Annotated in this window: 25 protein-coding genes; 24 read left to right on the top strand and 1 reads right to left on the bottom strand. The window is 48.6% G+C overall.

All coding sequences use genetic code 11. From position 1 onward, the window contains the following. Positions 1 to 142: 142 nt before the first annotated feature. The 7 genes from QMA39_RS12585 to icmF are packed head-to-tail and all read left to right on the top strand — an operon-like array spanning position 143 to position 9,405. Positions 143 to 1,330 (top strand): acetyl-CoA C-acetyltransferase, encoded by a 1,188-nt coding sequence (locus QMA39_RS12585; protein ID WP_027954697.1) that lies wholly within the window; start codon positions 143 to 145, stop codon positions 1,328 to 1,330. A 13-nt stretch (positions 1,331 to 1,343) separates the two neighbouring features. Then, complete coding sequence (locus QMA39_RS12590; protein WP_281658944.1) at positions 1,344 to 2,195, top strand: 3-hydroxybutyryl-CoA dehydrogenase; 852 nt, start codon at positions 1,344 to 1,346, stop codon at positions 2,193 to 2,195. 22 nt (positions 2,196 to 2,217) lie between these two features. After that, positions 2,218 to 3,363 (top strand): acyl-CoA dehydrogenase, encoded by a 1,146-nt coding sequence (locus QMA39_RS12595; protein WP_027954699.1) that lies wholly within the window; start codon positions 2,218 to 2,220, stop codon positions 3,361 to 3,363. A gap of 12 nt (positions 3,364 to 3,375) precedes the next feature. After that, positions 3,376 to 4,515, top strand: coding sequence for an acyl-CoA dehydrogenase (locus tag QMA39_RS12600; protein WP_027954700.1), 1,140 nt, complete (start codon positions 3,376 to 3,378; stop codon positions 4,513 to 4,515). Positions 4,516 to 4,529: 14 nt separating this feature from the next. Beyond that, the gene (meaB, locus tag QMA39_RS12605) at positions 4,530 to 5,468 is read left to right on the top strand and encodes a methylmalonyl Co-A mutase-associated GTPase MeaB (RefSeq protein ID WP_281658988.1); all 939 of its coding nucleotides are present in this window, start codon (positions 4,530 to 4,532) and stop codon (positions 5,466 to 5,468) included. A gap of 1 nt (position 5,469) precedes the next feature. Then, on the top strand, positions 5,470 to 6,126 hold the full coding sequence (locus QMA39_RS12610) for a TetR/AcrR family transcriptional regulator (protein ID WP_281658945.1): 657 nt from the start codon (positions 5,470 to 5,472) through the stop codon (positions 6,124 to 6,126). A gap of 30 nt (positions 6,127 to 6,156) precedes the next feature. After that, complete coding sequence (gene icmF, locus QMA39_RS12615) at positions 6,157 to 9,405, top strand: fused isobutyryl-CoA mutase/GTPase IcmF (protein WP_281658946.1); 3,249 nt, start codon at positions 6,157 to 6,159, stop codon at positions 9,403 to 9,405. 81 nt (positions 9,406 to 9,486) lie between these two features. Here icmF and QMA39_RS12620 read toward each other — a convergent pair whose 3' ends face one another. Next, complete coding sequence (locus QMA39_RS12620; RefSeq protein WP_027954703.1) at positions 9,487 to 9,801, bottom strand: hypothetical protein; 315 nt, start codon at positions 9,799 to 9,801, stop codon at positions 9,487 to 9,489. 257 nt (positions 9,802 to 10,058) lie between these two features. Between QMA39_RS12620 and rpoE the strand changes: the two genes are divergently transcribed. From rpoE to QMA39_RS12705, 17 genes are all read left to right on the top strand, one after another. Next, positions 10,059 to 10,592, top strand: coding sequence for a DNA-directed RNA polymerase subunit delta (gene rpoE, locus QMA39_RS12625; protein ID WP_027954704.1), 534 nt, complete (start codon positions 10,059 to 10,061; stop codon positions 10,590 to 10,592). Positions 10,593 to 10,771: 179 nt separating this feature from the next. Further along, positions 10,772 to 12,376: a CTP synthase gene (locus QMA39_RS12630; RefSeq protein WP_027954705.1), complete on the top strand. Its 1,605-nt coding sequence runs from the start codon at positions 10,772 to 10,774 to the stop codon at positions 12,374 to 12,376. 229 nt (positions 12,377 to 12,605) lie between these two features. Continuing rightward, entirely contained in the window at positions 12,606 to 12,977 is a 372-nt protein-coding gene (locus tag QMA39_RS12635; RefSeq protein ID WP_027954706.1) for a response regulator, read from the top strand. Positions 12,978 to 13,135: 158 nt separating this feature from the next. Further along, positions 13,136 to 13,999, top strand: coding sequence for a class II fructose-1,6-bisphosphate aldolase (gene fba / locus QMA39_RS12640; RefSeq protein ID WP_027954707.1), 864 nt, complete (start codon positions 13,136 to 13,138; stop codon positions 13,997 to 13,999). Positions 14,000 to 14,123: 124 nt separating this feature from the next. Beyond that, complete coding sequence (gene fsa, locus QMA39_RS12645; protein ID WP_027954708.1) at positions 14,124 to 14,765, top strand: fructose-6-phosphate aldolase; 642 nt, start codon at positions 14,124 to 14,126, stop codon at positions 14,763 to 14,765. A 66-nt stretch (positions 14,766 to 14,831) separates the two neighbouring features. Beyond that, positions 14,832 to 16,118, top strand: coding sequence for a UDP-N-acetylglucosamine 1-carboxyvinyltransferase (locus tag QMA39_RS12650; protein ID WP_027954709.1), 1,287 nt, complete (start codon positions 14,832 to 14,834; stop codon positions 16,116 to 16,118). A gap of 474 nt (positions 16,119 to 16,592) precedes the next feature. Continuing rightward, positions 16,593 to 17,879: a transcription termination factor Rho gene (gene rho / locus QMA39_RS12655; protein WP_027954710.1), complete on the top strand. Its 1,287-nt coding sequence runs from the start codon at positions 16,593 to 16,595 to the stop codon at positions 17,877 to 17,879. Between the two features lie 203 nt (positions 17,880 to 18,082). Further along, on the top strand, positions 18,083 to 18,328 hold the full coding sequence (locus tag QMA39_RS12660; protein WP_027954711.1) for a type B 50S ribosomal protein L31: 246 nt from the start codon (positions 18,083 to 18,085) through the stop codon (positions 18,326 to 18,328). Positions 18,329 to 18,493: 165 nt separating this feature from the next. Next, positions 18,494 to 18,646 (top strand): hypothetical protein, encoded by a 153-nt coding sequence (locus QMA39_RS12665; RefSeq protein WP_156896464.1) that lies wholly within the window; start codon positions 18,494 to 18,496, stop codon positions 18,644 to 18,646. Beyond that, complete coding sequence (locus tag QMA39_RS12670; protein WP_035531831.1) at positions 18,615 to 19,229, top strand: thymidine kinase; 615 nt, start codon at positions 18,615 to 18,617, stop codon at positions 19,227 to 19,229. Before QMA39_RS12665 ends, QMA39_RS12670 begins: the two co-directional genes overlap by 32 nt. A gap of 167 nt (positions 19,230 to 19,396) precedes the next feature. Beyond that, the gene (locus QMA39_RS12675; RefSeq protein ID WP_242520316.1) at positions 19,397 to 19,678 is read left to right on the top strand and encodes a four-helix bundle copper-binding protein; all 282 of its coding nucleotides are present in this window, start codon (positions 19,397 to 19,399) and stop codon (positions 19,676 to 19,678) included. 122 nt (positions 19,679 to 19,800) lie between these two features. Continuing rightward, positions 19,801 to 20,205, top strand: a complete 405-nt coding sequence (locus tag QMA39_RS12680) for a hypothetical protein (protein WP_206933118.1) — start codon at positions 19,801 to 19,803, stop codon at positions 20,203 to 20,205. A gap of 117 nt (positions 20,206 to 20,322) precedes the next feature. Beyond that, positions 20,323 to 21,393 (top strand): peptide chain release factor 1, encoded by a 1,071-nt coding sequence (gene prfA / locus QMA39_RS12685; RefSeq protein WP_027954715.1) that lies wholly within the window; start codon positions 20,323 to 20,325, stop codon positions 21,391 to 21,393. A gap of 1 nt (position 21,394) precedes the next feature. Then, a complete protein-coding gene (gene prmC / locus QMA39_RS12690; protein WP_206933119.1) occupies positions 21,395 to 22,264 on the top strand; it encodes a peptide chain release factor N(5)-glutamine methyltransferase in 870 nt (289 codons plus the stop codon). Positions 22,265 to 22,360: 96 nt separating this feature from the next. Then, a complete protein-coding gene (spoIIR, locus tag QMA39_RS12695) occupies positions 22,361 to 22,969 on the top strand; it encodes a stage II sporulation protein R (protein WP_281658947.1) in 609 nt (202 codons plus the stop codon). Positions 22,970 to 23,021: 52 nt separating this feature from the next. Then, the gene (locus QMA39_RS12700) at positions 23,022 to 23,336 is read left to right on the top strand and encodes a hypothetical protein (protein WP_027954718.1); all 315 of its coding nucleotides are present in this window, start codon (positions 23,022 to 23,024) and stop codon (positions 23,334 to 23,336) included. A gap of 223 nt (positions 23,337 to 23,559) precedes the next feature. Continuing rightward, positions 23,560 to 24,594, top strand: a complete 1,035-nt coding sequence (locus QMA39_RS12705; RefSeq protein WP_281658989.1) for an L-threonylcarbamoyladenylate synthase — start codon at positions 23,560 to 23,562, stop codon at positions 24,592 to 24,594. Positions 24,595 to 24,607: the final 13 nt, after the last annotated feature.

Genomic DNA, 24,607 nt, shown 5'->3' on the forward strand with positions numbered 1-24,607 from the left:
TTTAAAAACGAAAAAATGACAGAATGATTGAAAAATTGTGGAAAGTGTACAGTATTTTATGTACACTTTCCTTATGGGACGATGTTGAGCGAGCGTTCAATCGTCATTTTTGTAAGCGTTATCAATAAGAGGAGGAATGACAATGCGTAAAACAGTCATCGTGGATGGAGCACGGACACCATTTGGGAAATTCGGAGGGGCTCTTGCACCTCTGACAGCGGCACAGCTTGGCGGTATCGCGATCAAAGCAGCGTTGAAGAAGGCGAAGGTTCATGCGGAGGATGTGAACGAAGTGATTATGGGGAGCGTTCTTCAGGGAGGACAGGGACAGCTCCCTTCCAGACAGGCGGCCCGTGAAGCTGGAATCCCCTGGGATGTGAAAACAGAAACCGTCAATAAAGTGTGTGCCTCCGGCATGCGGAGTGTCACGATGGGTGATCAGTTCATCCGCCTTGGAGAAGAAGAAATCATCGTCGCCGGCGGAATGGAAAGCATGAGCAATGCCCCATACTTCATGCCGAAAGCGCGCTGGGGTCTTCGGATGGGGGATGCGTCTGTGAAAGACATGATGGTGCATGACGGATTGACCTGTTCATTCGAGAACGTCCATATGGGCAATTACGGCAACCGGACAGCCGAACAGTATGAACTGACACGTCAGGCTCAGGATGAGTGGGCGTACCGCAGTCATCAGCGTGCTGTTCAGGCCACGGAAGATGGAAAGCTGGGAGAAGAAATAACGTCAGTGGAAATCCCCCAGCGCAAAGGGGATCCTGTCGTTGTGGATCAGGATGAAGCTCCTCGAAAGAGCACAACAATCGAAGCGTTATCTAAGCTGCGGCCGGTGTTCGACCAGACAGGAACGATTACAGCCGGAAATGCACCGGGTGTCAATGATGGGGCCTGTGCCATGGTTTTAATGTCGGAGGAAAAAGCTGAAGAAACCGGAGCATCTGTGCTGGCAGCAATTCTGGCCCATGATGAGATTGCTGTGGAGGCGCAGGATTTCCCGCAGACACCGGGACTTGTTATCAATAAGCTGTTGAAAAAATCCGGAAAAACCATCGATGAGATCGATCTGTTTGAAGTGAACGAGGCATTTGCTGCTGTATCCCTGGCTAGTGGGAAAATCGCCGGTCTGGATCCGGAAAAAGTGAATGTCAACGGTGGAGCCGTTGCTCTTGGCCATCCGATCGGGGCCAGCGGAGCCCGTATCCTTTTGACATTGGCTTATGAACTGAAACGCCGGGGCGGCGGCACAGGGATCGCAGCTATCTGTTCAGGTGGCGGCCAGGGCGATGCCGTTCTCATCGAAGTACCGAAACAATAAGGGGGACATACGGATGTCAATAAATAAAGTCATGGTCATCGGCGCAGGGCAGATGGGCGCAGGTATTGCTCAAGTTTTTGCCCAGGCTGGTCTTCATGTGAAATTGAATGATCGAGAGCAGGAAGCATTGGATAAAGGGCAGGCCGGGATCGAAAAGCGCCTGGAAAGAGCTGTTGAGAAGGGCCGGATGACCGATGGCAAACGTGAGGAGATGCTGGAGCATCTGACATATACGACCGACCTGCAGGAGGCCGCTGACTGCGATCTCGTCATTGAGGCCGTCGTGGAAAGTATGAAGGTGAAGATCGATGTGTTCCAGCAGCTGGATGAAATCACACAACCTCATGCTATTTTGGCGACCAATACCTCTTCTCTTCCGATAACGGAAATCGCTGCAGCTACGAAGCGTCCGGACCAAGTAATCGGCATGCATTTTATGAATCCGGTCCCGGTCATGAAGCTGGTGGAAATCATCAGGGCGATTCAGACGAGCGATGACACGTATGCGTCTGTGAGGGAAATGGCTGAAAAACTTCAGAAGACACCGGTAGAGGTAGAGGATTTTCCGGGTTTCGTTTCCAATAGAATTTTGATGCCGATGATCAATGAAGCGATTTACACCGTCCATGAAGGCGTCGCCTCGCCGGAAGATGTTGATGCTGTGATGAAACTTGGGATGAACCATCCAATGGGACCACTGACACTCGCTGATTTTATCGGACTGGATACATGCCTTTATATCATGGAGGTCCTTCGTGAAGGATTCGGCGACAGCAAATACCGGCCTTGCCCGCTTCTTCGCAAATACGTCAAAGCCGGATGGCTCGGGAAGAAATCCGGCCGCGGTTTCTACATCTATGAATAACTGATGAAAAGGGGAGATGACCGTGGAGCTTCAATGGACAGATGAACAGAAAATGATGCGCCGGATGGTACAGGATTTCGCTCAGAATGAGGTGGCACCGGCCGTCGAACGTATGGAGAAGGAAGACCGCTTCCCGGAAGAATTGATTCCTAAAATGGGGGAGCTTGGTTTAATGGGGATACCGATCCCTGAAGCATACGGAGGAGCTGAGATGGATTATACCTCCTATATCATTGCGATTCATGAACTATCTAAAGTAAGTGCGACCCTTGGTGTCATATTATCTGTACACACATCAGTGGGGACCCACCCGATTTTATATTTCGGATCGGAAGAACAGAAATCCAAATATATCCCGAAACTCGCATCGGGCGAATACTTAGGTGCCTTCGCCTTGACGGAACCGAGCGCCGGCAGTGATGCCAGCAGCCTGAAGACGCGTGCTGAGAAAAAGGGAGATCAATACATCCTCAACGGCTCCAAGGTGTTCATTACGAATGGAGGCAGTGCAGATACCTTCATTGTTTTCGCGCGGACGAACCCCGAAGTGTCTCCGAGTAAAGGCTTGAGCGCTTTTATTGTGGAGCGCGGCACGCCTGGGTTTTCGATTGGAAAAGCGGAAAGGAAAATGGGCATGCATGGGTCCAGTACGGTTTCTTTGAACTTTGATGCCTGTGAGCTTCCAGCTTCCCAGCTCCTTGGGAAAGAAGGGGAAGGCTATAAAATCGCCCTCTCCAATTTGAATATCGGGAGAATCGGAATCGCCGCCCAGTCACTCGGGATTGCGGAGGCCGCTTTGGAGCATAGCGCCGCCTACGCAAAAGAACGGGAGCAGTTCGGACGCCCGATCGCTCATCTGCAGGGGATTTCTTTCAAATTGGCAGACATGGCCACGGAAGTCGAAGCTTCCAAACTGCTGGTCTACAATGCCGCTTCGATGCAGGCATTAGGAAAGCCGTGTAGTAAAGAGGCGTCGATCGCTAAGCTGATCGCTTCCCGGACGGCAGTCAAAGCAGCCATTGAAGCGGTTCAGGTCCATGGAGGTTACGGATACACAGAAGACTATGCGGTGGAACGGTTTTTCAGAGATGCAAAAGTGTGTGAGATATACGAAGGAACGAGCGAAGTCCAGCGTGTCGTCATCGGCAATCATCTGGTGAGAGATTAGGAGGATGGAGAAATGAATTTCACATTAACTGAAGAGCAGGAAATGCTTAGAAAAATGGTTCGGGATTTTTCCAAGAATGAGGTGGAACCAACAGCGGCAGAGCGGGATGAAGAGGAGCGTTTTGATCGTGAAATTTTTGACAAAATGGCTGAACTCGGGCTGACGGGAATTCCATGGCCGGAAGAGTATGGCGGCATCGGTTCGGATTTCATCAGCTACGTGATAGCTGTGGAGGAGCTTTCCAGAGTGTGTGCTTCCACAGGAGTCACCCTTTCTGCACATATTTCCCTGGCCAGCTGGCCGATTTATACATTTGGAACGGAAGAGCAGAAGAAGAAGTTTCTGGCTCCACTGGCTGCGGGTGAAAAGCTTGGCGCCTACGCTTTATCCGAACCGGGGGCAGGGAGTGATGTGTCTTCCATGCGCACACAGGCAAAGCTTGACGGTGACAGCTATGTATTGAACGGAAACAAAGTGTGGATCACCAATGGTGGTGTGGCTGATACGTATGTCGTATTTGCTAAGACGAATCCGGATGAAGGGAACCGCGGCATCAGCGCCTTCATCGTAGAAAAGGACACTCCAGGCTTCTCCACAGGGAAAAAAGAAAAGAAACTCGGGATCCGTTCTTCTCCAACAACGGAGTTGATCTTTGAAGACTGCCGGATTCCTAAGGAAAATCTGCTGGGTGGAGAAGGCCAGGGCTTTAAAATTGCCATGATGACGCTGGACGGTGGTAGGAACGGCATCGCTGCCCAGGCTGTAGGAATTGCGCAGGGGGCGCTTGATGAGTCTGTCGCCTACGCCAAGGAGCGGGAGCAGTTCGGAAAGCCGATCGCTGCTTTACAGGGGATATCCTTCAAACTTGCGGATATGGCAGCTGAAATCGAGGCTTCCCGTCTGCTTACGTATCAAGCGGCCTATTTGGAATCTGAAGGTCTTCCGTATTCCAAGGCGTCGGCAATGGCGAAGTTGTTTGCCGGTGATACAGCGATGAAGGTAACCACAGAAGCTGTTCAAGTTCACGGCGGATATGGATATACGAAGGACTACCCGGTAGAACGGTACATGCGGGATGCGAAGATCACTCAGATCTATGAAGGGACCCAGGAGATTCAACGTCTCGTTATCGGCCGGATGGTAACGAAGTAGGAAGGTGATGGATGATGCACCCGCTGGCGGAACGAATACAAAATCAGGATATGAGGGCGCTTGCCCGTGCCATCACGCTCATTGAAAATGAGGATCCGGAAAAGCTTCCACTGATGAGTGATATTTTTTCGATACAGAAAAAGGCACACTATATCGGCATCACAGGATCCCCGGGGGCAGGGAAGAGCTCCTTGATCAACCACCTGCTGACTTTTTTAAGGAAGCAGGAGCTTACGGTCGCTGTCATTGCTGTCGATCCTACAAGTCCATTCAGTGGAGGCGCTCTGCTTGGGGACCGCACAAGAATGAACCAGCACTTTCTTGATCCTGGAATTTTCATCCGCAGTATGGCGACGAGAGGCAGTCTGGGAGGTTTGGCAAGAGCGACGAAGGACAGCATCCGGGTCTGTGATGCTTACGGTTTTGATGTCGTACTTGTGGAAACGGTGGGTGTGGGTCAGTCGGAGCTGGATGTGATGAAGGTGGTGGATACCACCGGTCTTGTCTTGACACCGAACAGTGGCGATGTCCTTCAGATTTTCAAAGCCGGGATCATGGAAATTGCCGATCTCTTTCTTATTAATAAAGCAGACCTCCCCGGCGTGCGGAAGCTGAAATCGACCCTCGAGGAATATTTGATGATCATTCAGCCGGAAGGGTGGCAGCCGCCTATTGTCGAGACGGTGGCCACGGAATCGAAAGGAATGGCAGACGCCTGGGAAAAGATGCAGGATCATCGTACGTATTTATACGAAACCGAGGCAGGGATGAAGCGGAGAAAAGACCAGCTGCAGCTGGAAGTCTATGATCTGATCCGCGAAGAAATATGGCGGAACGTAAAATCTTCGGTAGAGACAGATCCGGAGAAAATACAGGCCTTCCAAAATCCCGATGCCGACCCCTATCAGCTGGCCCGATCATGGTTTCAGGAATGGGCTGGGAAGGATGAGTGATGTGACAGATCAGCAGGTACCATCCACCATCAAAGACGAAGCATTGATTGTGAAGCGGCGGAATCAGATGATCAAAGGTGCCGTCACGCTGTTTATGGAAAAGGGATTTCATAAAACCACGACACGTGAGATCGCCAAAGCTTCCGGTTTCAGCATTGGAACCTTATACGAGTACATCCGCAAGAAGGAGGATGTGCTGTTTCTTGTCTGTGATTCTATTTATCAGCGTGTAAAGGAGAGAATGGAAGCTTCGATCGACCCGGAACAGACAACCGTCAAAAGCCTGATTCAGGCCGTCCGTTCGTATTTTCAATTGATGGACGATATGCAGGATGAGGTTCTGGTGATGTATCAAGAAGTGAAATCGCTGTCACGGGAAGCTCAGGAATATGTCCTGCAGAAAGAGCGGGACATGGTCGCCATGCTGGAACAGGTTATCATCAACAGTCTCCCGGGCGAGTACGCTGAGGCGGAAGTACGCTTAATGGCCAACAATATTTTTGTTCAGGGACAGATGTGGGGATTTAGACGATGGATTCTGCAGCGTAATTTTACGATTCAAACGTATACCGATACCCAGATCCATCTGCTTCTAAGAGGACTGGGGAAAGAGACAGAAGGAATTATACAGCCGGCTGACAACGCGGGGCATGCGTAATATCGGCTGAAAAAGAAAGGAAGAGCGGAAATGGAACAACCGATAATCTATAAGCCGAAAAATCCTGTTCGATTCGTAACGGCTTCCAGTCTTTTTGATGGTCATGATGCTTCCATTAATATCATGAGGAGAATTCTTCAATCCACCGGTGCGGAAGTGATCCATCTCGGTCATAACCGTTCTGTCGAAGATGTAGTCAACGCCGCCATCCAGGAAGACGCCCAGGGCATCGCCATCTCATCCTATCAGGGCGGACATGTAGAGTATTTCAAATATATGGTCGACCTTTTGAATGAAAAAGGGGCGGGACATATCCGTGTCTATGGCGGGGGAGGCGGTGTGATTATTCCAAGAGAGATCAAGGAGCTTCACGAGTACGGTGTTGCCCGGGTATTTTCTCCAGAAGACGGCCGTTCACTCGGCCTGCAGGGGATGATCAATAAGATGATGGAGGAATGCGATTTTCTCCCTCCGTTGGATGTGGAAAAAGGGGTGGCCGATTTATCTGAAGGGAGCCATCAGGCGATTGCCCGCTTCATTACCTACGTAGAAAACACGTCCAAGGAAGAGCGCGAGGCCGTGGCTGCCTTTGAAACAGCAGTTGAGAAAACGCAGGATAAAACGATCCCGGTTCTTGGGATCACCGGTACAGGGGGAGCAGGAAAAAGTTCGTTAACAGATGAACTGATCCGCCGCTTTATTCATGAAGTCCCGGAGAAGAAGATCGCTGTTCTGTCGGTCGATCCGACGAAGAAGAAAACAGGCGGCGCTCTGCTTGGGGACCGGATCCGAATGAATGCGATTTTCCACCCTCGTGTCTATATGAGGTCGATGGCGACAAGGGATGCCCGCTCAGAATTGTCTACGGCAGTGGAAGAAGCCATCCAGGTCGTTAAAGCCGCCGGGGTGGATTTTATTATTGTCGAAACGAGTGGGATCGGACAGGGTGATGCCGCTGTAACAGATATTACGGACTTGTCGATGTATGTAATGACCGCGGAGTTCGGGGCGCCTTCCCAGCTCGAAAAAATCGACATGATTGATTTTGCCGACTTTATCGTCATTAATAAGTTCGAGCAGAAGGGTTCTGAAGATGCCTTTAATCAGGTGAAAAAGCAGTATCAGCGCAGCCATATGCTGTTCCATGAAGATGACAGCCGCTTTCCTGTCTTTGGGACCATTGCCAGCCAGTTCAATGACCCAGGCACCAATACATTGTTCGCCGCTCTCCTGGAGACGTTGAACGAAACCTATGCCTGGGAGGATGAGACTTCTTTTTCTTCGCTGAACCAAAAAGCGGAAAAGCAGAATGTGATCATACCGAATGAAAAAAAGCAGTATTTGCGGGATATTTCCATGGCTGTCCGCCATTATCACAAGCACACCCATACACAGGCGGAAGCGGCGAGTAAGCTTTATCAGCTTCAAGGAACCATCGATATGGTGGAGGATGAAGGAGTTAGGGAGAACCTCCGCCGCTTAATGGATGATTATGAACGGGCCATCGACCGTCATGCCCTCGGCAAACTGGAGGACTGGGATGGGCTTCATGAGCGATACAGCGGGGATACCTATACATTTAAAGTGAGAAACAAAGACATTACGATGGACCTCACAACCGAAAGTCTGAGCGGAACGAAAATACCGAAAGTCGCCCTGCCCCACTACAAAGACTGGGGAGACCGGTTAACGTGGCTTCTCCAGGAAAATGTTCCAGGTGCTTTTCCCTTTACAGCCGGCGTTTTCCCATTCAAGCGGAAGGGGGAGGATCCGAAGCGCCAGTTTGCCGGAGAAGGGACGCCGGAGCGGACGAACCGCCGCTTTCATTATTTATCGGAAGGTGATGATGCGAAACGGCTGAGTACGGCCTTTGATTCTGTCACCCTTTACGGGGAGGACCCCGATGAACGGCCGGATATATACGGGAAAGTCGGCGAGAGCGGAGTGAATATCTGCACGCTTGAAGATATGAAAAAGCTGTATGACGGATTTGACCTTGTTGATCCAACGACGTCGGTATCGATGACGATTAACGGACCGGCTCCGATTATTCTGGCGATGTTCTTCAACACAGCTGTTGATCAGCAGCTTGCCAAGTTTAAGAAGGAAGAAGGACGGGAGCCGACAGCTGAAGAAGCACAAAAGATAAAAGAGGAAACGATCCATGTCGTCCGCGGCACCGTGCAGGCAGATATTCTGAAAGAGGATCAGGGACAGAATACATGCATTTTCTCTACAGAATTTGCGCTGCGGATGATGGGGGATATTCAGCAGTATTTCATTGACCATCAGGTCCGCAACTATTATTCCGTTTCCATATCCGGCTATCATATTGCCGAAGCAGGGGCCAACCCGATTACACAGCTCGCCTTCACACTTGCGAACGGCTTTACTTATGTGGAGTATTATTTGAGCCGGGGAATGGACATCAACAAGTTCGCACCCAATTTATCCTTTTTCTTCTCCAATGGACTGGATCCGGAATACACTGTACTCGGCCGCGTAGCGAGACGGATCTGGGCAGTGGTGATGCGGGATAAATACGGCGCTGATGAGCGGAGTCAGAAGCTGAAGTATCACATTCAGACATCCGGACGCTCGCTCCACGCCCAGGAAATAGACTTTAATGACATCCGTACGACGCTGCAGGCGTTGATTGCGATTCAGGATAATTGTAATTCCCTGCACACCAACTCCTATGATGAAGCCATTACAACACCGACCGAAGAGTCGGTGAGAAGGGCAATGGCGATTCAAATGATTATCAGCAAGGAGTTCGGCCTCACGAAAAATGAAAACTCCCTGCAGGGGGCGTACATTATAAGGGAATTGACCGATCTTGTGGAAGAAGCGGTTCTCCAGGAATTCGAACGGATCAACGACCGCGGTGGTGTGCTGGGTGCGATGGAGCGCCAGTATCAACGGGGGAAAATTCAGGAAGAGTCGTTGTATTATGAAGGGAAGAAGCATTCAGGTGAACTGCCGATCATCGGTGTGAATACGTATTTGAATCCGAACCCTCCTTCTGAAGAAGAAATCGACTCGATGGAGCTTGCTCGTGCTTCGAAAGAAGAGAAGAACCATCAGATTACAGAACTGCGCCGTTTCCAGCAGTCGAATGAGCAGACGGCCTCTGAGGCTCTGCACCGGTTGAAGCAGACGGCCGCCGGCGGGGGAAATATTTTTGCTGAGCTGATGGAAACCGTCAAAGTGGCCAGCCTCGGCCAGATTACCAATGCGCTCTATGAAGTAGGGGGGCAGTATAGAAGGAATATGTAGGCTGTTTTGAAAGAGAAAACCCGTCCTGTGATTTGGAAATCAGCTCACAGGACGGGTTTTACATAGGTTCAGGTACATCTTTTAGTGGCCGCCCACCTGATCGTCATCGTGGGCCTGGTTCACTTCTGTCACATACGGTTTTTTCATGCCGTACCATTCATACGTAATGTTGTAGGTTCCTCCTTCTTCAAGGAGCATCCACGTGCTCGTATCCTTGACAGATACTTTCTTGTCATCAATCGTGACATAGTAGCCTTCATCATTATGGACTTTCTTCGTCACTTCTGCTTCCTCGAGGTGTTCGGAGTGGATAATTCCGAAGCTTGAGTAGAGCCAGACTCCAACAGCGGCAGCAGTCAGAATGATGGCTGTCCAGTTAAAAGGGCGGTTTTCCATTGATCGTCTCTCCTTACATAGAGCATTCTCCTTTTTATTTTAAAGGATATCTCCAGGAACACAAAGGCTTATGTTTGTTTTCTATTTTTCAGCACAAGGTTTACTTTCATGCAGCTTTGGCTAGAAAAGTAAAGAAGAGGCAGACTCTATTTGATTTTTGTACAGGCACCTCATATAATGGATGGTATGATTAAATGTGATTCGTATGCCCATGAAGTCATTAATTCTATTTTGTCTAGATAAAGGAGTGCTGAATCGTGAGCGTAAAAGAACTCAGCCCACAGAAGATTGAAGAAATTTCCATGATCGAACTGGCGACCATGATATTGGAAGAGGAGCGCGAAGCCATTGATTTTAATGAAATCTTTAACCGGATTTCAAAAATGAAAGGTTTCACAGAAGCTCAGAATGAAGAGTACATCGCCCAGTTCTACACAGATATGAACATTGACGGCCGTTTCATGACGATCGGTACGAACCGATGGGGCTTGAAAAAGTGGTACCCAGTGGAGCAGATGGAAGAAGAAATCGCCAACCTGCCTCAGAAACGCAAAAAGAAGAAGAAAAAGAAAAAACCTTCCAAGGTGCTTGACGATGAGCTTGGCGCAGATGAATACAACGATGAAGATGAGAATCTCGAGGATGATCTTGAGCTTACTGATGAAGACCTTGACCTTGATGATGACGATGATTACGATGGTGATTATGAAGAAGATGACCTGGATGAGGAAGAGGAAGAGATCGTGGAAGATGACCTCAGCTTCGTTGGAGATGACGACGAAGATAAATAAGGAGGTTGACTTTCAAAAGTCATATCAGTAAAATCTTATTTGGGCTCTTTAATTTCCTTGAACGGAATCCAAACGCTCCCCGGCAATGACGGGGAGCGTTTTTTGTTTTTACATCCCCTTATCAAATTGAAGCTTTAGTAAATAACTAATTAATACAAATAGAGAAAGAGGGATTTGACGTGGCAACAAAATACATTTTTGTAACAGGCGGAGTGGTTTCATCTCTAGGAAAAGGGATAACAGCTGCTTCATTAGGACGATTATTGAAAAACAGAGGCTTGAAAGTAACCATCCAGAAATTTGATCCATACATCAACGTGGACCCGGGTACGATGAGCCCGTACCAGCACGGGGAAGTTTTCGTTACAGATGACGGCGCAGAAACCGATTTGGACCTTGGTCACTACGAGCGCTTCATTGATATCAATTTGAACAAATTCAGTAACGTGACAACAGGAAAAGTCTACTCCACCGTTATTAAAAAAGAACGCCGCGGCGATTACCTCGGCGGAACCGTTCAGGTTATTCCGCACATCACGAATGAAATCAAAGACCGTGTATTCCGTGCCGGTCATGAGACGAATGCAGATGTCGTCATCACAGAAATCGGCGGAACCGTCGGGGATATCGAATCCCTGCCATTCCTTGAGGCAATCCGACAGATCAAGAGCGATATCGGACGCGAGCATGTCATGTACCTGCATTGTACATTGGTACCTTACTTGAAAGCGGCCGGGGAAATGAAGACAAAACCGACTCAGCACAGTGTAAAAGAACTGCGCTCCCTCGGGATTCAGCCGGACGCGATTGTCCTTCGTACAGAAATGGAGATTTCTGAAGATATGAAGGAGAAAATCGCCCTGTTTTGTGACATCAACAAGGAAGCGGTTATTGAAATGGCGGATGCTGATACGCTGTACAATGTTCCGATCAACCTTCAGGAGCAGAAGCTGGACCAGCTGACTTGCGATCATTTCGGTCTGGACTGTGCACCGGCCGATATGACGGAATGGAATAAGCTGATCGATCGTGTGAAAAACCTGCAGCATAAAACGACGATTGCTCTTGTTGGTAAGTATGTAGAGCTTCCGGATGCCTATATTTCCGTTGTAGAGGCTCTGAAACACGCAGGATACAGCTACGATTCCGATATCGAAGTGAAATGGGTCAATTCAGAAGGGCTGAATGCAGCCAGCGTAGAAGCTGAGCTGAATGGAGTAGACGGCATCCTTGTTCCAGGCGGATTCGGTGACCGTGGCATCGAAGGCAAAATCGACGCCATCCGGTATGCACGCGAAAACCGCATCCCATTCCTCGGCATTTGTCTTGGTATGCAGCTGGCAACGGTAGAATTTGCCCGGAACGTACTCGGCCTTGAAGGAGCGCACTCCGCAGAGATCGATCCATCTACACCGCATCCGATCATTGACCTTCTTCCTGAGCAGAAAGAGGTATCTGATCTTGGAGGGACGTTGAGACTGGGCATTTACCCGTCCCGCCTCAAAGAAGGCTCCAAAGCATTGGAAGCATACGGGGAAGAAGTCGTCTACGAGCGTCACCGCCACCGTTTTGAGTTTAACAACCATTACCGTGAACAGATGGAAGCAGCCGGATTCAAGTTCTCAGGAACAAGCCCGGACGGCCGTCTTGTTGAAATCATCGAAGTGGAAGATCACCCTTGGTTCGTTGCGAGCCAGTTCCACCCGGAATTCAAGTCACGCCCGACTCGTCCGCAGGAGTTGTTCTACGGCTTTATCGGAGCAGCTATGAAGACATACCAATAAAAAGCTTGAAAAAAGGCTGTCGCGGGAGACCGCGCCGGCTTTTTTTGTTCAAAAAACAATCTGACTGAAGGTCCCTTTTCATATCTGGGAGGAGAACGGTGTCGAATTCCAGTATGATTCCAGAAAATATGACAACGCATCCATTTGTATGCAGGAAATGACAGGGGACGCCTCGAAACTAAAGGAATGAGAGAAAATGTACACGATCATGGAAAGGGAGGGAGAAAGAATGACGAATAAGATCCTGATTGTCGATGATCAGCCGGGCATCCGGTTACTGCTTGAAGAAATTCTGAAAGCAGAAGGCCATGAGACTCTTTCGGCTAAAACAGGAAAAGAAGCATGCCAGGTGGTAAAGGAAGAGAACCTTGACCTTATCATCATGGATTATAATCTTCCAGTCATGCATGGAAGAGACGTTCTCCAATTTCTTGAGGAAATGAACTATTCTTCTCCAGTTATGATTATCACAGGGGATTCGGAGGAATCAGTGAGAAAGGACATCGATTTCCATTTTGTAACGCATATCATAACAAAACCTTTTGACATCCATAACTTGAAGGAAATGGTAAATGGGACGCTTGTTCACAGCCGCTCATGACTTTTTTCTTAATGTAAGCGTTATATAATCCTCCTATTGTTGCACCATAAGAAGGGTATTGGTATTCTATTACTGTAACCAAACTTGCATGGTGTGTTTTCGTATGGAAACAGACTTGTAAATAGGGAAAGCACGTTATTCAAAGGAGGATATCTTTCATGCCACTAGTATCAATGAAAGAAATGCTGGAAAAAGCGAAGGAAGAACGCTACGGTGTAGGTCAGTTCAACCTTAATAACCTAGAATATGCCCAGGCCATCCTGCAGGCTGCAGAAGAAGAGCAGTCTCCGGTCATCCTTGGCGTTTCTGAAGGTGCTGGACGTTACATGGGCGGCTTCAACGTAGTCGTTGACATGGTGAAGGCCCTTATGAAAGCCTACGGTACAACTGTACCGGTTGCGATTCACCTTGACCACGGTTCCAGCTTCGAAAAATGTGCAGAAGCGATCCACGCCGGATTCACTTCTGTCATGATCGATGCTTCTCACGATCCATTGGAAGAGAACATCGCTGTAACGAAAAAAGTTGTTGAGCTTGCTCACATCCACGGCGTATCTGTTGAAGCAGAACTTGGCCGTGTAGGTGGTCAGGAAGATGACTTGATCGTAGACGATGCAGAAGCTGCCTACGCTATTCCTTCTGAGTGTAAGCAATTGGTTGACGAAACAAACGTTGACGTATTTGCGCCGGCACTTGGTTCTGTCCACGGCCCTTACAAAGGTGAACCGAACCTTGGCTTTGACCGCATGGAAGAAATCATGGGACTTGTAGACAAGCCGCTTGTTCTTCACGGTGGTACAGGAATCCCGACTGCTGACATTAAGAAAGCTATTTCTTTCGGTACAGCTAAAATTAACGTGAACACTGAAAACCAGATCGCACAAGGGAAAGCCGTACGTCAAGTTCTTGCTGACCAGCCAGAACAGTACGACCCTCGTAAATATCTTGGACCAGGCCGTGACGCAATCAAAGAAACGGTTATCGGCAAGATGCGCGAATTCGGTTCTTCCAACAAAGCGTAAGAACCTCTGTATTAAGGAAGCCGCTACCCCTGTAGCGGTTTCCTTTTAAGCATGAATGAAAACGCAATCATTCGACATTTTTCATGGTTGAGCATCCAACACAAAGGGAAGAGGAGTGGAGATTATGAAATTTTTCATTGATACAGCCAATATTGAGGATATCCGCGAAGCCAATGCCCTGGGCATTCTTGCAGGTGTAACGACAAACCCGAGCCTCGTCGCCAAGGAAGGCGTTTCTTTTCACGACCGTTTGAGAGAAATTACGGCAGAAGTGGCCGGATCTGTCAGCGCGGAGGTCATTTCTGAAGACGCAGAAGGAATGATTGGGGAAGGGAAGGAACTTGCAGCCATTGCGCCGAATATTACCGTAAAGGTTCCCATGACAATGGAAGGGTTAAAAGCTGTAAAAGCATTCAGTGACTTGAATATCAAGACAAACGTCACGCTTGTGTTTTCAGCCAATCAGGCGCTGATGGCAGCCAGAGCAGGCGCTTCCTACGTTTCACCATTCCTCGGCCGTCTTGATGATATTGGCCAGAACGGCATGGAATTAGTAGCTCAAATTTCAGAAATCTTCGATCGTCATGCAATTGATACAGAAATCATCGCTGCTTCGGTCCGCCATCCGGTTCATATCACGGAAGCGGCACTGCATGGTGCGCACATTGCAACGGTTCCTTTTAAGGTTCTGAATCAAATCGTGAAGCATCCTTTGACGGATCAGGGAATCGAAAAATTCCTGAATGACTGGAACAACCAAAAATAATGTGTGATTTGGTAAAAATTGCACATAATAAGTGAAAATCTTGACCTTTAAAGCGAGGAGTTTTCCATGCGTAAACTATTAGTAAAAGGCGGGGCCCCGCTGCGGGGACAGGTAAGGGTGAGCGGCGCCAAAAACAGTGCGGTTGCTCTTCTTCCAGCTGCGATTTTAGCTGAATCCCCTGTAACGATTGAAGGCCTGCCGGATATATCGGATGTTGGTATTTTGGCTGATCTTCTGGAAGAGATCGGTGGCACGGTGGCAAAGGAAGGCAGAACCGTACATATCGATCCGTCCAATATGGTGGACATGCCGCTCCCGAACGGGAAGGTGAAAAAACTTCGAGCTTCCTATTATTTCATGGGAGCTATGCTCGGCCGTTTCAATAAAGCGGTCATCGGGCTTCCCGGCGGCTGTCACCTGGGCCCGCGTCCGATCGACCAGCACATCAAGGGTTTCGAGGCTCTTGGGGCGGAAGTGACGAACGAACAGGGCGCCATTTATCTAAGAGCGAAAGAACTTCGCGGCGCACGTATTTATCTCGATGTAGTCAGTGTTGGAGCGACTATCAATATTATGCTTGCTGCCGTCAGGGCAAAAGGGAAAACCGTCATTGAAAATGCCGCAAAAGAGCCGGAAATCATTGATGTGGCCACCCTGTTGACGAGCATGGGCGCCAAAATCAAAGGTGCGGGTACAGACGTCATACGCATTGAAGGGGTGCAGGAGCTGCAGGGATGTCTGCATACGATTATCCCCGACAGGATTGAAGCCGGTACCTACACCATTATGGCAGCAGCTCAGGGAGACGGAATGGTCATTGATAACGTCATTCCCCAGCATCTCGAGTCCCTGCTTGCCAAGCTCAGGGAAATGGGCGTGACCATTGAAGAAAATGATGAGCAGCTGTACGTACGTCCCGGGAAACAACTAAGGAGTGTTGATATCAAGACACTCGTTTATCCAGGGTTTGCGACAGACCTTCAACAGCCGTTCACTTCCCTGCTTACACAGACACAAGGGACGGGGGTTGTCACAGATACGATCTATCAGGCCCGCTTCAAGCATGTGGATGAGCTCAGACGAATGAATGCCTCCATAAAAGTGGAGGGGGGATCAGCGATTGTGACCGGTCCTTCCAAGCTTCAGGGCGCGAAGGTGAAAGCCACCGATCTAAGAGCTGGTGCCGCTCTTGTGATTGCCGGACTAATGGCAGATGGAATTACAGAAATCACTGGAGTAGATCATATCGAACGAGGGTATGAAAATATAACCAATAAGCTGATTGATTTAGGCGCCGACGTCTGGTACGAGGAAATGTCGGAAGAGGAAATCGAACAGTTCCAAAACTCTTAAGTTCTCATCTGGGGCGTTATTCTTCAGAGGGGACTGCAGGAGAACCGCATCCCGTGTATAGTACGCGCTGTGGGTGGAAAGGAGAGGAAGAGGGAGCCGGAAATGGCGGCTTCCTTTTCTTTTCCTGTCATCACAGCATCTTCTGAAAAAAATAACATTGAAACTCTTGAGTGACAGGAGTACAATGAATGTTGTTTATAAGTTAGAAGGATCATGTCACTTGCTTCTTTAGGCTTCTTTTTTTTACTTCACTTAACTTCTCCTTTTTCTTCTTTGCAAGTATTCACTTTGAGAAGTCGTTGACTCCGTTCACATTTAATTCCAAGAACCTATACAACGGGTCCATCCATGCCTTGATCTGGTTCAGGGGCGGAAAGGGCCTATTGATGCAGATGGTGACCCATGAACGCCCGGTCCTTTAGTGGGACAGGTACGCGGATCCAAGCGATAAGATATGAAAAGAGTGGTGATTACGTGGCAGATTTAACAATCTCCAATTTAGAAACATTGACCTTAAAGGACCTTTATACAAAAGCCAGGCAGTATAAAGTTTCTTATTATGCAAAACTGACGAAGCGTGAATTGATTTTTGCCATTCTGAAAGCTCAGGCAGAAAAAGACGGCTTTTTGTTTATGGATGGCATTCTGGAAATCATTCCTTCTGAAGGCTTCGGTTTCCTGCGTCCGATTAATTATTCTCCAAGTGCAGAGGACATTTACATTTCTGCCTCCCAGATCCGCCGTTTCGACCTGCGTAACGGGGATAAGGTGTCCGGAAAAGTCCGTCCGCCGAAAGAAAACGAAAGATATTATGGGCTGCTTCACGTAGACGCGGTCAACGGAGAGGACCCGGATTCCGCCAAAGAGCGTGTCCACTTCCCGGCGTTGACGCCGCTTTATCCTGACAGACACATGAAGCTGGAGACGGAAACGAAAAAGCTTTCCACAAGAATTATGGATTTGATGGCTCCCGTGGGTTATGGACAGCGTGGCTTAATTGTCGCCCCTCCTAAAGCAGGGAAAACGATGCTGCTGAAGCAGATGGCGAACAGTATTTCCACCAATCACCCGGATGCAAAGCTGATTATTCTGTTAGTTGATGAGCGTCCGGAAGAGGTTACGGATATCGAACGGTCTGTTGCCCCGGATGTGGATGTCGTCAGTTCCACCTTTGATGAAGTCCCGGAAAACCATATCAAAGTGTCGGAGCTGGTACTGGAAAGGGCGATGCGCCTTGTGGAACACAAGCGTGATGTGATTGTGCTGATGGACAGCATCACTCGTCTTGCCCGGGCGTACAACCTGGTCATCCCGCCAAGTGGACGGACATTATCCGGTGGTATTGATCCCGCTGCTTTCCATCGTCCGAAACGTTTCTTCGGCGCTGCCCGAAATATTGAAGAAGGTGGAAGTCTGACAATTCTCGCCACGGCGCTTGTCGATACAGGCTCCCGGATGGATGATGTCATTTACGAAGAGTTCAAGGGAACAGGGAACATGGAACTCCACCTTGACCGCAGCTTGGCAGAACGCCGGATTTTCCCTGCCATTGATATTGTACGGTCCGGTACGAGGAAAGAAGAGCTTCTTCTTCCGCAGACACAGCTGGATAAAATCTGGGCCATCCGGAAAACGATGTCCGATTCCCATGATTTTGCCGACCGGTTCCTCCGTCGACTCCGTGCATCGAAAAACAACGACGAATTTTTCGACCTCATGGATAAGGATATGAAAGGCAAAGCTTCACCGGCACGCCGCTGATCCCTCCGCCAGACTTTTGGCGGGGCTGCCGGTGGATGCATCATCTTCTCTGACCATTCATAAAAACTGGTTGTTGCATTGGGGCCTCCCCCCTGTTATAATCATTCTATGTGAGTTTCAGTACAAGGTGTATGTTGAACCTTCGACGGCTCTTACAATAACTCTGTCTCTCAAGGATTCAGGGCAAAAAGGAGTGGAAGAACATGAAATCAGGAATTCATCCAGAATACCGTAAAGTCGTATTCCTAGACACAAGTTCTAATTTCAAGTTTCTAACAGGATCTACTAAGACTTCTGAAGAAACGATCGAGTGGGAAGATGGAAACACTTACCCATTGATCCGTGTAGAGATTAGTTCTGCGTCTCACCCGTTCTACACAGGTAAGCAGAAAGCTGACAAAGCTGGCGGCCGTGTGGATCGCTTCAAGAAGAAATATAACCTTTCATAATTATGATCCGTCTTCCACGGAAGGGGACATCATCATTTTGAACAAAAACAGGCAAATTGTCTCAAAGGTTTGCCTGTTTTTTTGTCAAAAAAATGCGGAAAAAGAGGTTCAAAAGACTGAACATCTGATTCCCGGGGAAGTATGAATATTAGGGAGCTGTCCTTGGTGTTTGAGCCGCGGTGGGATCCGGGGCTGCCGAGGAAGCTCTTTTTTGATGAGATACAGGATAAACGAAACAATTTTGCTGGATTGAGCTTGATTGATGGAGAAGGGAGCGACAGTGGACGTGTATGTGATGAAACAGAGCGGATGGGTTGAACTGATCTGCGGAAGCATGTTCAGTGGAAAATCAGAAGAGCTGATCCGCAGGGTAAGACGGGCAACCTTTGGAAACTTGAATGTGCGCGTGTACAAACCTGCGATCGATGACCGTTATAAGGAAGATGCTGTAGTTTCCCATAACGGGACTTCAGTGACGGCGCGGCCGGTAAAAAACTCTTTGGATATTCTGCAGCATGTCACGGATGAAATGGATGTTGTAGGAATTGACGAAGTGCAGTTTTTTGACGAACATATCGTAGAAGTAGTCGAATGCCTCGCAGATAAAGGCATACGCGTCATCGTCGCTGGTTTGGATACGGACTTCAGGGGAGAACCTTTCGGTAAGATGCCTGAGCTGATGGCTCTTAGTGAAAGTGTGACAAAATTGAACGCGATCTGCCCTGTCTGTGGATCGCCGGCAAGCCGTACGCAGCGTTTAATTGATGGGGAGCCGGCCTCTTATGATGATCCGGTTATTCTAGTGGGAGCATCAGAATCCTACGAGCCACGCTGCCGTCATCATCATGAAGTGCCGAACAAACCCAGGCAGAAGGAAATAAAAGCCGCTTATGCGGAGTAACCTGTTTGAAAACAGCCGGTCTCGATACCGGCTGTTTTTTTATGCTTCAAATGGGATGGGTGTGGTTCGATGTGCTGACGGTGGTTTTTCATTGGCGTGGATGTGGTATTCTATGGAAAAGTAGAGGATTTCTATCGTCTTTACCCCTTGGAAAAGGAGTGGAAAAAATGAAAACAGGCCCTTATCTTATGGAGAAATCCAATTTGCTGGAAGAATGCATGAATGCCTATAAGTATGCGGTGGAAGTGGTTCAAAAAAACAGTCCTTTGAGCCGCGATTTGGCTCAATCGTGTGCAGAAGTGTGCCGTTCCTGCGCCGACGAATGTCTAAAGCTCGGGGACAGCCGATCCAGCAGGACATACAAGATGTGCCTTGACTATGCGGAATTGTGTGAAGAACTGGAATATCACATGAAGGAGGATCCCCGCCGGTTAAGGAAACTTGTGTAACAGCAGGCGGCCCCATCAAGGTGAACCGCTTGTTTCAGCATGTTGCAAACCGGCTTGGCACCTTTTTACATACCCTCACCTCTTCTGGTCATACTAGGCCTAAAAGGATAAGAGGTGATACCTTGAAACAGCACGTATTGATACCAGCCGCTGTGCTGTGCCTGCTTGCTGCCGGCTGTGGGACACAGGTGGAAAAATATCAGGGGCAGACGAGCCGTGACGATGTAGAGAACATGGGATTGAACAATGAAGTGACTATGGAAGATGAGAACCCGCGATCTGTAAATAAAGTCGGTCATACATGGGGGCTGAAACAGGATCGTGAATTGATCAAGACAGCCGCCCAGCAGTTGGAAGGGGTGGCGGTTAAACGCGTCATTATGGAGGCGGACCAGGTTTGGGTTACCGTTGATATAGCTGGTGAAGAGGACATGTCAGAGGCAGAACGGCAGGAGTGGAAGGACCAGGTTGGGGAAGCGGTTTACAAAGCTGTCCCCCGTTATGATATCCATGTCAAAATAAAGTGACGTTCGTGGACCGGCCCCGTATTGGTGCCGGTTTTGTTTGGTGCTTCTCCGGGGTTGTTGTATCTCCAGGCGCTCTATAATATAATTAGACTGTTATGGAGAAAGAGGTGCATACCATTGATCGAACGTTTACAAACATTAGAAGATCGTTATGAAAAATTGAATGAATTACTTAGTGATCCTGAAATAATTTCTGATACGAATAAACTGCGCGAGTATTCCAAAGAGCAATCCGGATTGCAGGATACCGTGACTGCCTATCGTGAATATAAAGAAGTGACCGAGCAGCTGGATGATGCAAAAGCGATGCTTGACGACAAAATGGATGCGGATATGGTGGAAATGGTCAAAGAAGAAATTCATGAACTTTCCACACGCAAACAAGATCTTGAAGAGCGCTTGAAGGTCCTTATGCTTCCGAAAGACCCGAACGATGACAAGAACGTCATCATGGAAGTGCGCGGCGCAGCCGGTGGGGATGAAGCGGCTCTGTTTGCTGGTGACCTTTACCGCATGTATGCACGCTATGCAGAGGCTCAGGGGTGGAAGACAGAAGTCATTGAAGCAAATGCAAGTGATGTCGGCGGTTATAAAGAAATTATCTTTATGGTGTCTGGAAACATGGCCTTTTCCAAGCTGAAGTTTGAGAACGGCGCTCACCGCGTGCAGCGTGTACCTGAAACGGAATCAGGCGGACGTATTCATACTTCTACCGCGACTGTCGTAGTTATGCCTGAAGCGGAAGAAGTCGAAGTAGAGCTGCACGATAAAGATATCCGAGTCGATACGTTTGCTTCAAGTGGTCCAGGAGGACAAAGTGTCAACACGACCATGTCCGCCGTACGTCTGACTCACGAACCAACAGGAACTGTTGTATCTTGTCAGGATGAAAAATCACAAATCAAGAACAAAGAGAAGGCGATGAAAGTTCTTCGTGCTCGTGTTTATGATAAATTCCAACAGGAAGCACAAGCAGAATACGATGAAAACCGTAAATCTGCCGTAGGTACAGGGGACCGCTCCGAGCGTATCCGTACGTATAACTTCCCGCAAACACGTGTGACCGATCACCGCATCGGTTTGACGTTACAGAAGCTTGACCAGATTCTTCAGGGAAACATGGATGAAATCATTGATGCCCTGTTGATCGAAGAGCAGACGAAAAAAATGGAACAGCTTGGTGAATAGTATGCAGCCTACTTTTACGACGATTCGGGAAGCCCGCCGCTGGGCTTCTCTTTTTTTGCAGGAGCATGACAGGGAGACACAGGCCGCCCAGCTTTTACTCGAAGGATATCTGGGGTGGAACTTTTCGAAAATGCTTGCCTATGAAGATGAGCCATTGAATGAGGAAGTGAAAAAGAACTTCATCAAAGCTGTCCGGGCGCATGCGGAGACAGGAGAGCCCGTTCAGCACCTGCTTGGTTCTGCTTCCTTTTTTGGCCGGGAGTTCAAAGTGACGCCGGATGTTCTCATACCACGTCCGGAAACGGAAGAACTTGTCCTTGGTGTCATGGAATGGGCACGTGCCGAAAAAATAGCATCGCCAAAGATTGTGGATCTTGGAACAGGAAGCGGGATCATTGCCATTACAGCTTCATTGGAAATACCGGGAAGTGAAGTGACCGCTGTGGATATATCCGACGCAGCCCTGAAAGTGGCGGCAGCCAATGCGCGGCGCCACGAGGTGGATATTCAGTTTTACCAGGGTGATTTCCTATCCCCTGTACAGCATGAACCTTTTGATATTCTCGTTTCAAATCCTCCTTATATTTCTGAAGAAGAAAAAGCGTTGATGGATGATACCGTTCTTGATTTTGATCCTTCCCTTGCGTTATTTGCGGAAGAAGAAGGGCTGGCCGCCTACAAACGTATTCTCACTCAGGTCGCGCATGCGGAACAGAAGCCTCTTCTCCTTGCCTTTGAAATTGGCTGGCTTCAGGGAGAACAGGTCTCCTCTATGATTGAACAACTGCTGCCCGGCTTCCAGGCCGAGGTCAGAACGGATATCAACGGACGGGACCGGATGGTTTTTGCCAGCCGGAGGAAAACAGAATAAGGTTCTGGTTTTTTAATAGATTCATAGGTCAATGGTTTAAGATATTTCCTCCCTGTCCATACTAGCAACTAGTAAGGGACGGGGAGGAAGAGGACAATGAAAAACAGTGTACTGCTATTATTCAGTTTAATTATTCTTATTACCGTTCTGCCGTGGGGGCAGCGCTCAGAAGCCGATGTAGATTATCAGGTGATCCCTGATGAAGCGATTCGTCTCCGGATTCTTGCAGACAGCAATGACGGGGAGGATCAGCGTATCAAACGGAAGGTGCGCGACCAAGTGAATGCTGAAATTACAGAATGGGTGAAAGATCTCACATCTGTAGAATCCGCCAGACAGTTAATCGAAGCCCGGCTCCCTGAATTGGAAGTCATTGTTGAGGAGACGTTGAAAGCCGAGGGGAAACGTTCCTCTTTTACGGTGGATTACGGGGAAAACGTCCAGTTTCCAACAAAGCTCTACGGTTCATATATTTATCCAGCCGGAGAGTATGAAGCGGTGTTGATTACGCTCGGAAAAGGGAATGGCGACAACTGGTGGTGTGTTCTGTTTCCTCCTTTATGCTTCCTTGATTTTTCAAACGGTACAAGTGTAGCTGAAGCTGAAGAAACACCTTCGGACAATGAGGAAGATGTGAAAGAAGAGAAGGAAGAAAAAGAAGTGAAATTTTTCGTTGTAGAGATATGGGAAAGTCTATTTTCCTAGCATAGAATCCACCCCTCTTTTCATAGAGTGAACCAAAGGGGTGGATTCTATCATGTTTATTAAACAAATAGACGATCAAAACTTCCGGTTGGTTAAGGAGAAAACGGCTGTAGGCTCTTTTTGTCTGACGCCTGTGTCTGTCGGTCGGAAAATGGAGAAACTGCATGTGCAGGATACGGTGACGCCTGGAACAATCCTGCAGATTTTTGAGCTGATCCAGGTTTATGTACAGGATAAGAACATGGGGCCGCTCCATGTGGAGAGTCATTCCCAAACGCTGGACCTTCTTTTACAGCATCAGGGGTTCCGTCTGGAAGATGTCGAAAAAAGATTGTGGATATATGAAGGGTCCCATGCTGAATTGTGAATAACTAAGCGGTTTATTCACAATCGGCCTTTTTGTTGTTGATAACCTGTGTACAATGGTGGATTCATCTTCCAAGTTACTAACGGATTCTTTGGATATGTGGGTATTTTTGTGGATAACTTGAGGACATCTTGTGAATAATGTCTAAATTTGCGATATATTGTAGAATTCATCATAATATATGTAGATATTTACCTAGAACAAAGGAGTACGGAACATGAGTATGCAAACGAAGATGTGGAAAAGGTTGAATCATCCACAGAAAAACGACGAAGCTGTCCGGGAAGCGGCGCAGCTGCTGCTGGATCAGCAGGTGGTAGCTTTTCCAACGGAAACGGTATATGGACTGGGTGCTGATGCAACCAACAAAAAAGCCGTCCAGGAAATTTTTGAAGCCAAAGGGCGTCCTTCAGATAACCCTTTGATTGTCCATGTATCGGACCGTGCCCAGGTGGAAAGTCTGGCAGTGGAAATTCCTCCGGTAGCAGCTGAACTTATGGATGCTTTCTGGCCAGGCCCGCTTACCTTGATTTTTCAAAGCAATGGGTCTGCAGCGGAAAATGTGACGGCTGGATTGTCGACGGTCGCTGTCCGTATGCCGGATCATCCGTTGGCTCTGGCTCTTTTGGAAGCGGCCGATACACCGCTGGCTGCTCCGAGTGCCAACCGCTCCGGCCGTCCGAGTCCGACGACCGCTGCCCACGTCTATCAGGATCTGGATGGGCGGATTGCCGGTATCCTTGATGGGGGACCGACAGGAGTCGGTCTGGAATCAACAGTGCTGGATATTACTGCGGAGGTTCCGGTCATTTTAAGGCCCGGGGGAGTGACGAAGGAAGATTTAGAGACTGTAATCCCCCGCGTTGAAGTGGATCCGGCTTTGGCCGGCAGTGCCGAAGCCCCTAAGTCTCCCGGTATGAAATATAAGCATTATGCACCGGAAGCTCCGCTCTGGCTTGTGGAAGGGGACGATTCCTTTTTTGCTGAAACGCTGACTGCGTGTAAATCCCGTGGAGAACGGGTCGGGATCATTGCAAGTCGGGAACTGGCGGATTTCCTTGATCACGACCGGATCATCCGCTGTGGATCCCGCCGCCATCTTTCAGAAGTGGCGGAAGGCTTGTACGGTGCTCTCCGTGAGTTCAAGGAAGCGGATGTTGATGTTATTTTGTGCGAGTCCTTCCCGGAAACCGGGGTAGGTGCTGCTGTGATGAACCGTCTGAATAAAGCTGCTGAGAAAAAGGTCAAAGACCAATGACATAGCTCCCCCT

Origin of the sequence: Halobacillus sp. Cin3, from assembly GCF_947311855.1 — a bacterium.
GTDB classification, from domain to species: domain Bacteria; phylum Bacillota; class Bacilli; order Bacillales; family Halobacillaceae; genus Halobacillus; species Halobacillus kuroshimensis.

Coding starts and splice junctions, on each gene's coding strand:
- QMA39_RS12650 (WP_027954709.1), top strand. CDS start 14,832: ATGCGTAAACTATTAGTAAAAGGCGGGGCCCCGCTGCGGGGACAGGTA.
- QMA39_RS12620 (WP_027954703.1), bottom strand. CDS start 9,801: ATGGAAAACCGCCCTTTTAACTGGACAGCCATCATTCTGACTGCTGCC.
- spoIIR (WP_281658947.1), top strand. CDS start 22,361: ATGAAAAACAGTGTACTGCTATTATTCAGTTTAATTATTCTTATTACC.
- QMA39_RS12700 (WP_027954718.1), top strand. CDS start 23,022: ATGTTTATTAAACAAATAGACGATCAAAACTTCCGGTTGGTTAAGGAG.
- QMA39_RS12585 (WP_027954697.1), top strand. CDS start 143: ATGCGTAAAACAGTCATCGTGGATGGAGCACGGACACCATTTGGGAAA.
- fba (WP_027954707.1), top strand. CDS start 13,136: ATGCCACTAGTATCAATGAAAGAAATGCTGGAAAAAGCGAAGGAAGAA.
- QMA39_RS12600 (WP_027954700.1), top strand. CDS start 3,376: ATGAATTTCACATTAACTGAAGAGCAGGAAATGCTTAGAAAAATGGTT.
- meaB (WP_281658988.1), top strand. CDS start 4,530: ATGCACCCGCTGGCGGAACGAATACAAAATCAGGATATGAGGGCGCTT.
- fsa (WP_027954708.1), top strand. CDS start 14,124: ATGAAATTTTTCATTGATACAGCCAATATTGAGGATATCCGCGAAGCC.
- icmF (WP_281658946.1), top strand. CDS start 6,157: ATGGAACAACCGATAATCTATAAGCCGAAAAATCCTGTTCGATTCGTA.
- QMA39_RS12675 (WP_242520316.1), top strand. CDS start 19,397: ATGAAAACAGGCCCTTATCTTATGGAGAAATCCAATTTGCTGGAAGAA.
- QMA39_RS12705 (WP_281658989.1), top strand. CDS start 23,560: ATGCAAACGAAGATGTGGAAAAGGTTGAATCATCCACAGAAAAACGAC.
- QMA39_RS12660 (WP_027954711.1), top strand. CDS start 18,083: ATGAAATCAGGAATTCATCCAGAATACCGTAAAGTCGTATTCCTAGAC.
- QMA39_RS12590 (WP_281658944.1), top strand. CDS start 1,344: ATGTCAATAAATAAAGTCATGGTCATCGGCGCAGGGCAGATGGGCGCA.
- QMA39_RS12635 (WP_027954706.1), top strand. CDS start 12,606: ATGACGAATAAGATCCTGATTGTCGATGATCAGCCGGGCATCCGGTTA.
- prmC (WP_206933119.1), top strand. CDS start 21,395: ATGCAGCCTACTTTTACGACGATTCGGGAAGCCCGCCGCTGGGCTTCT.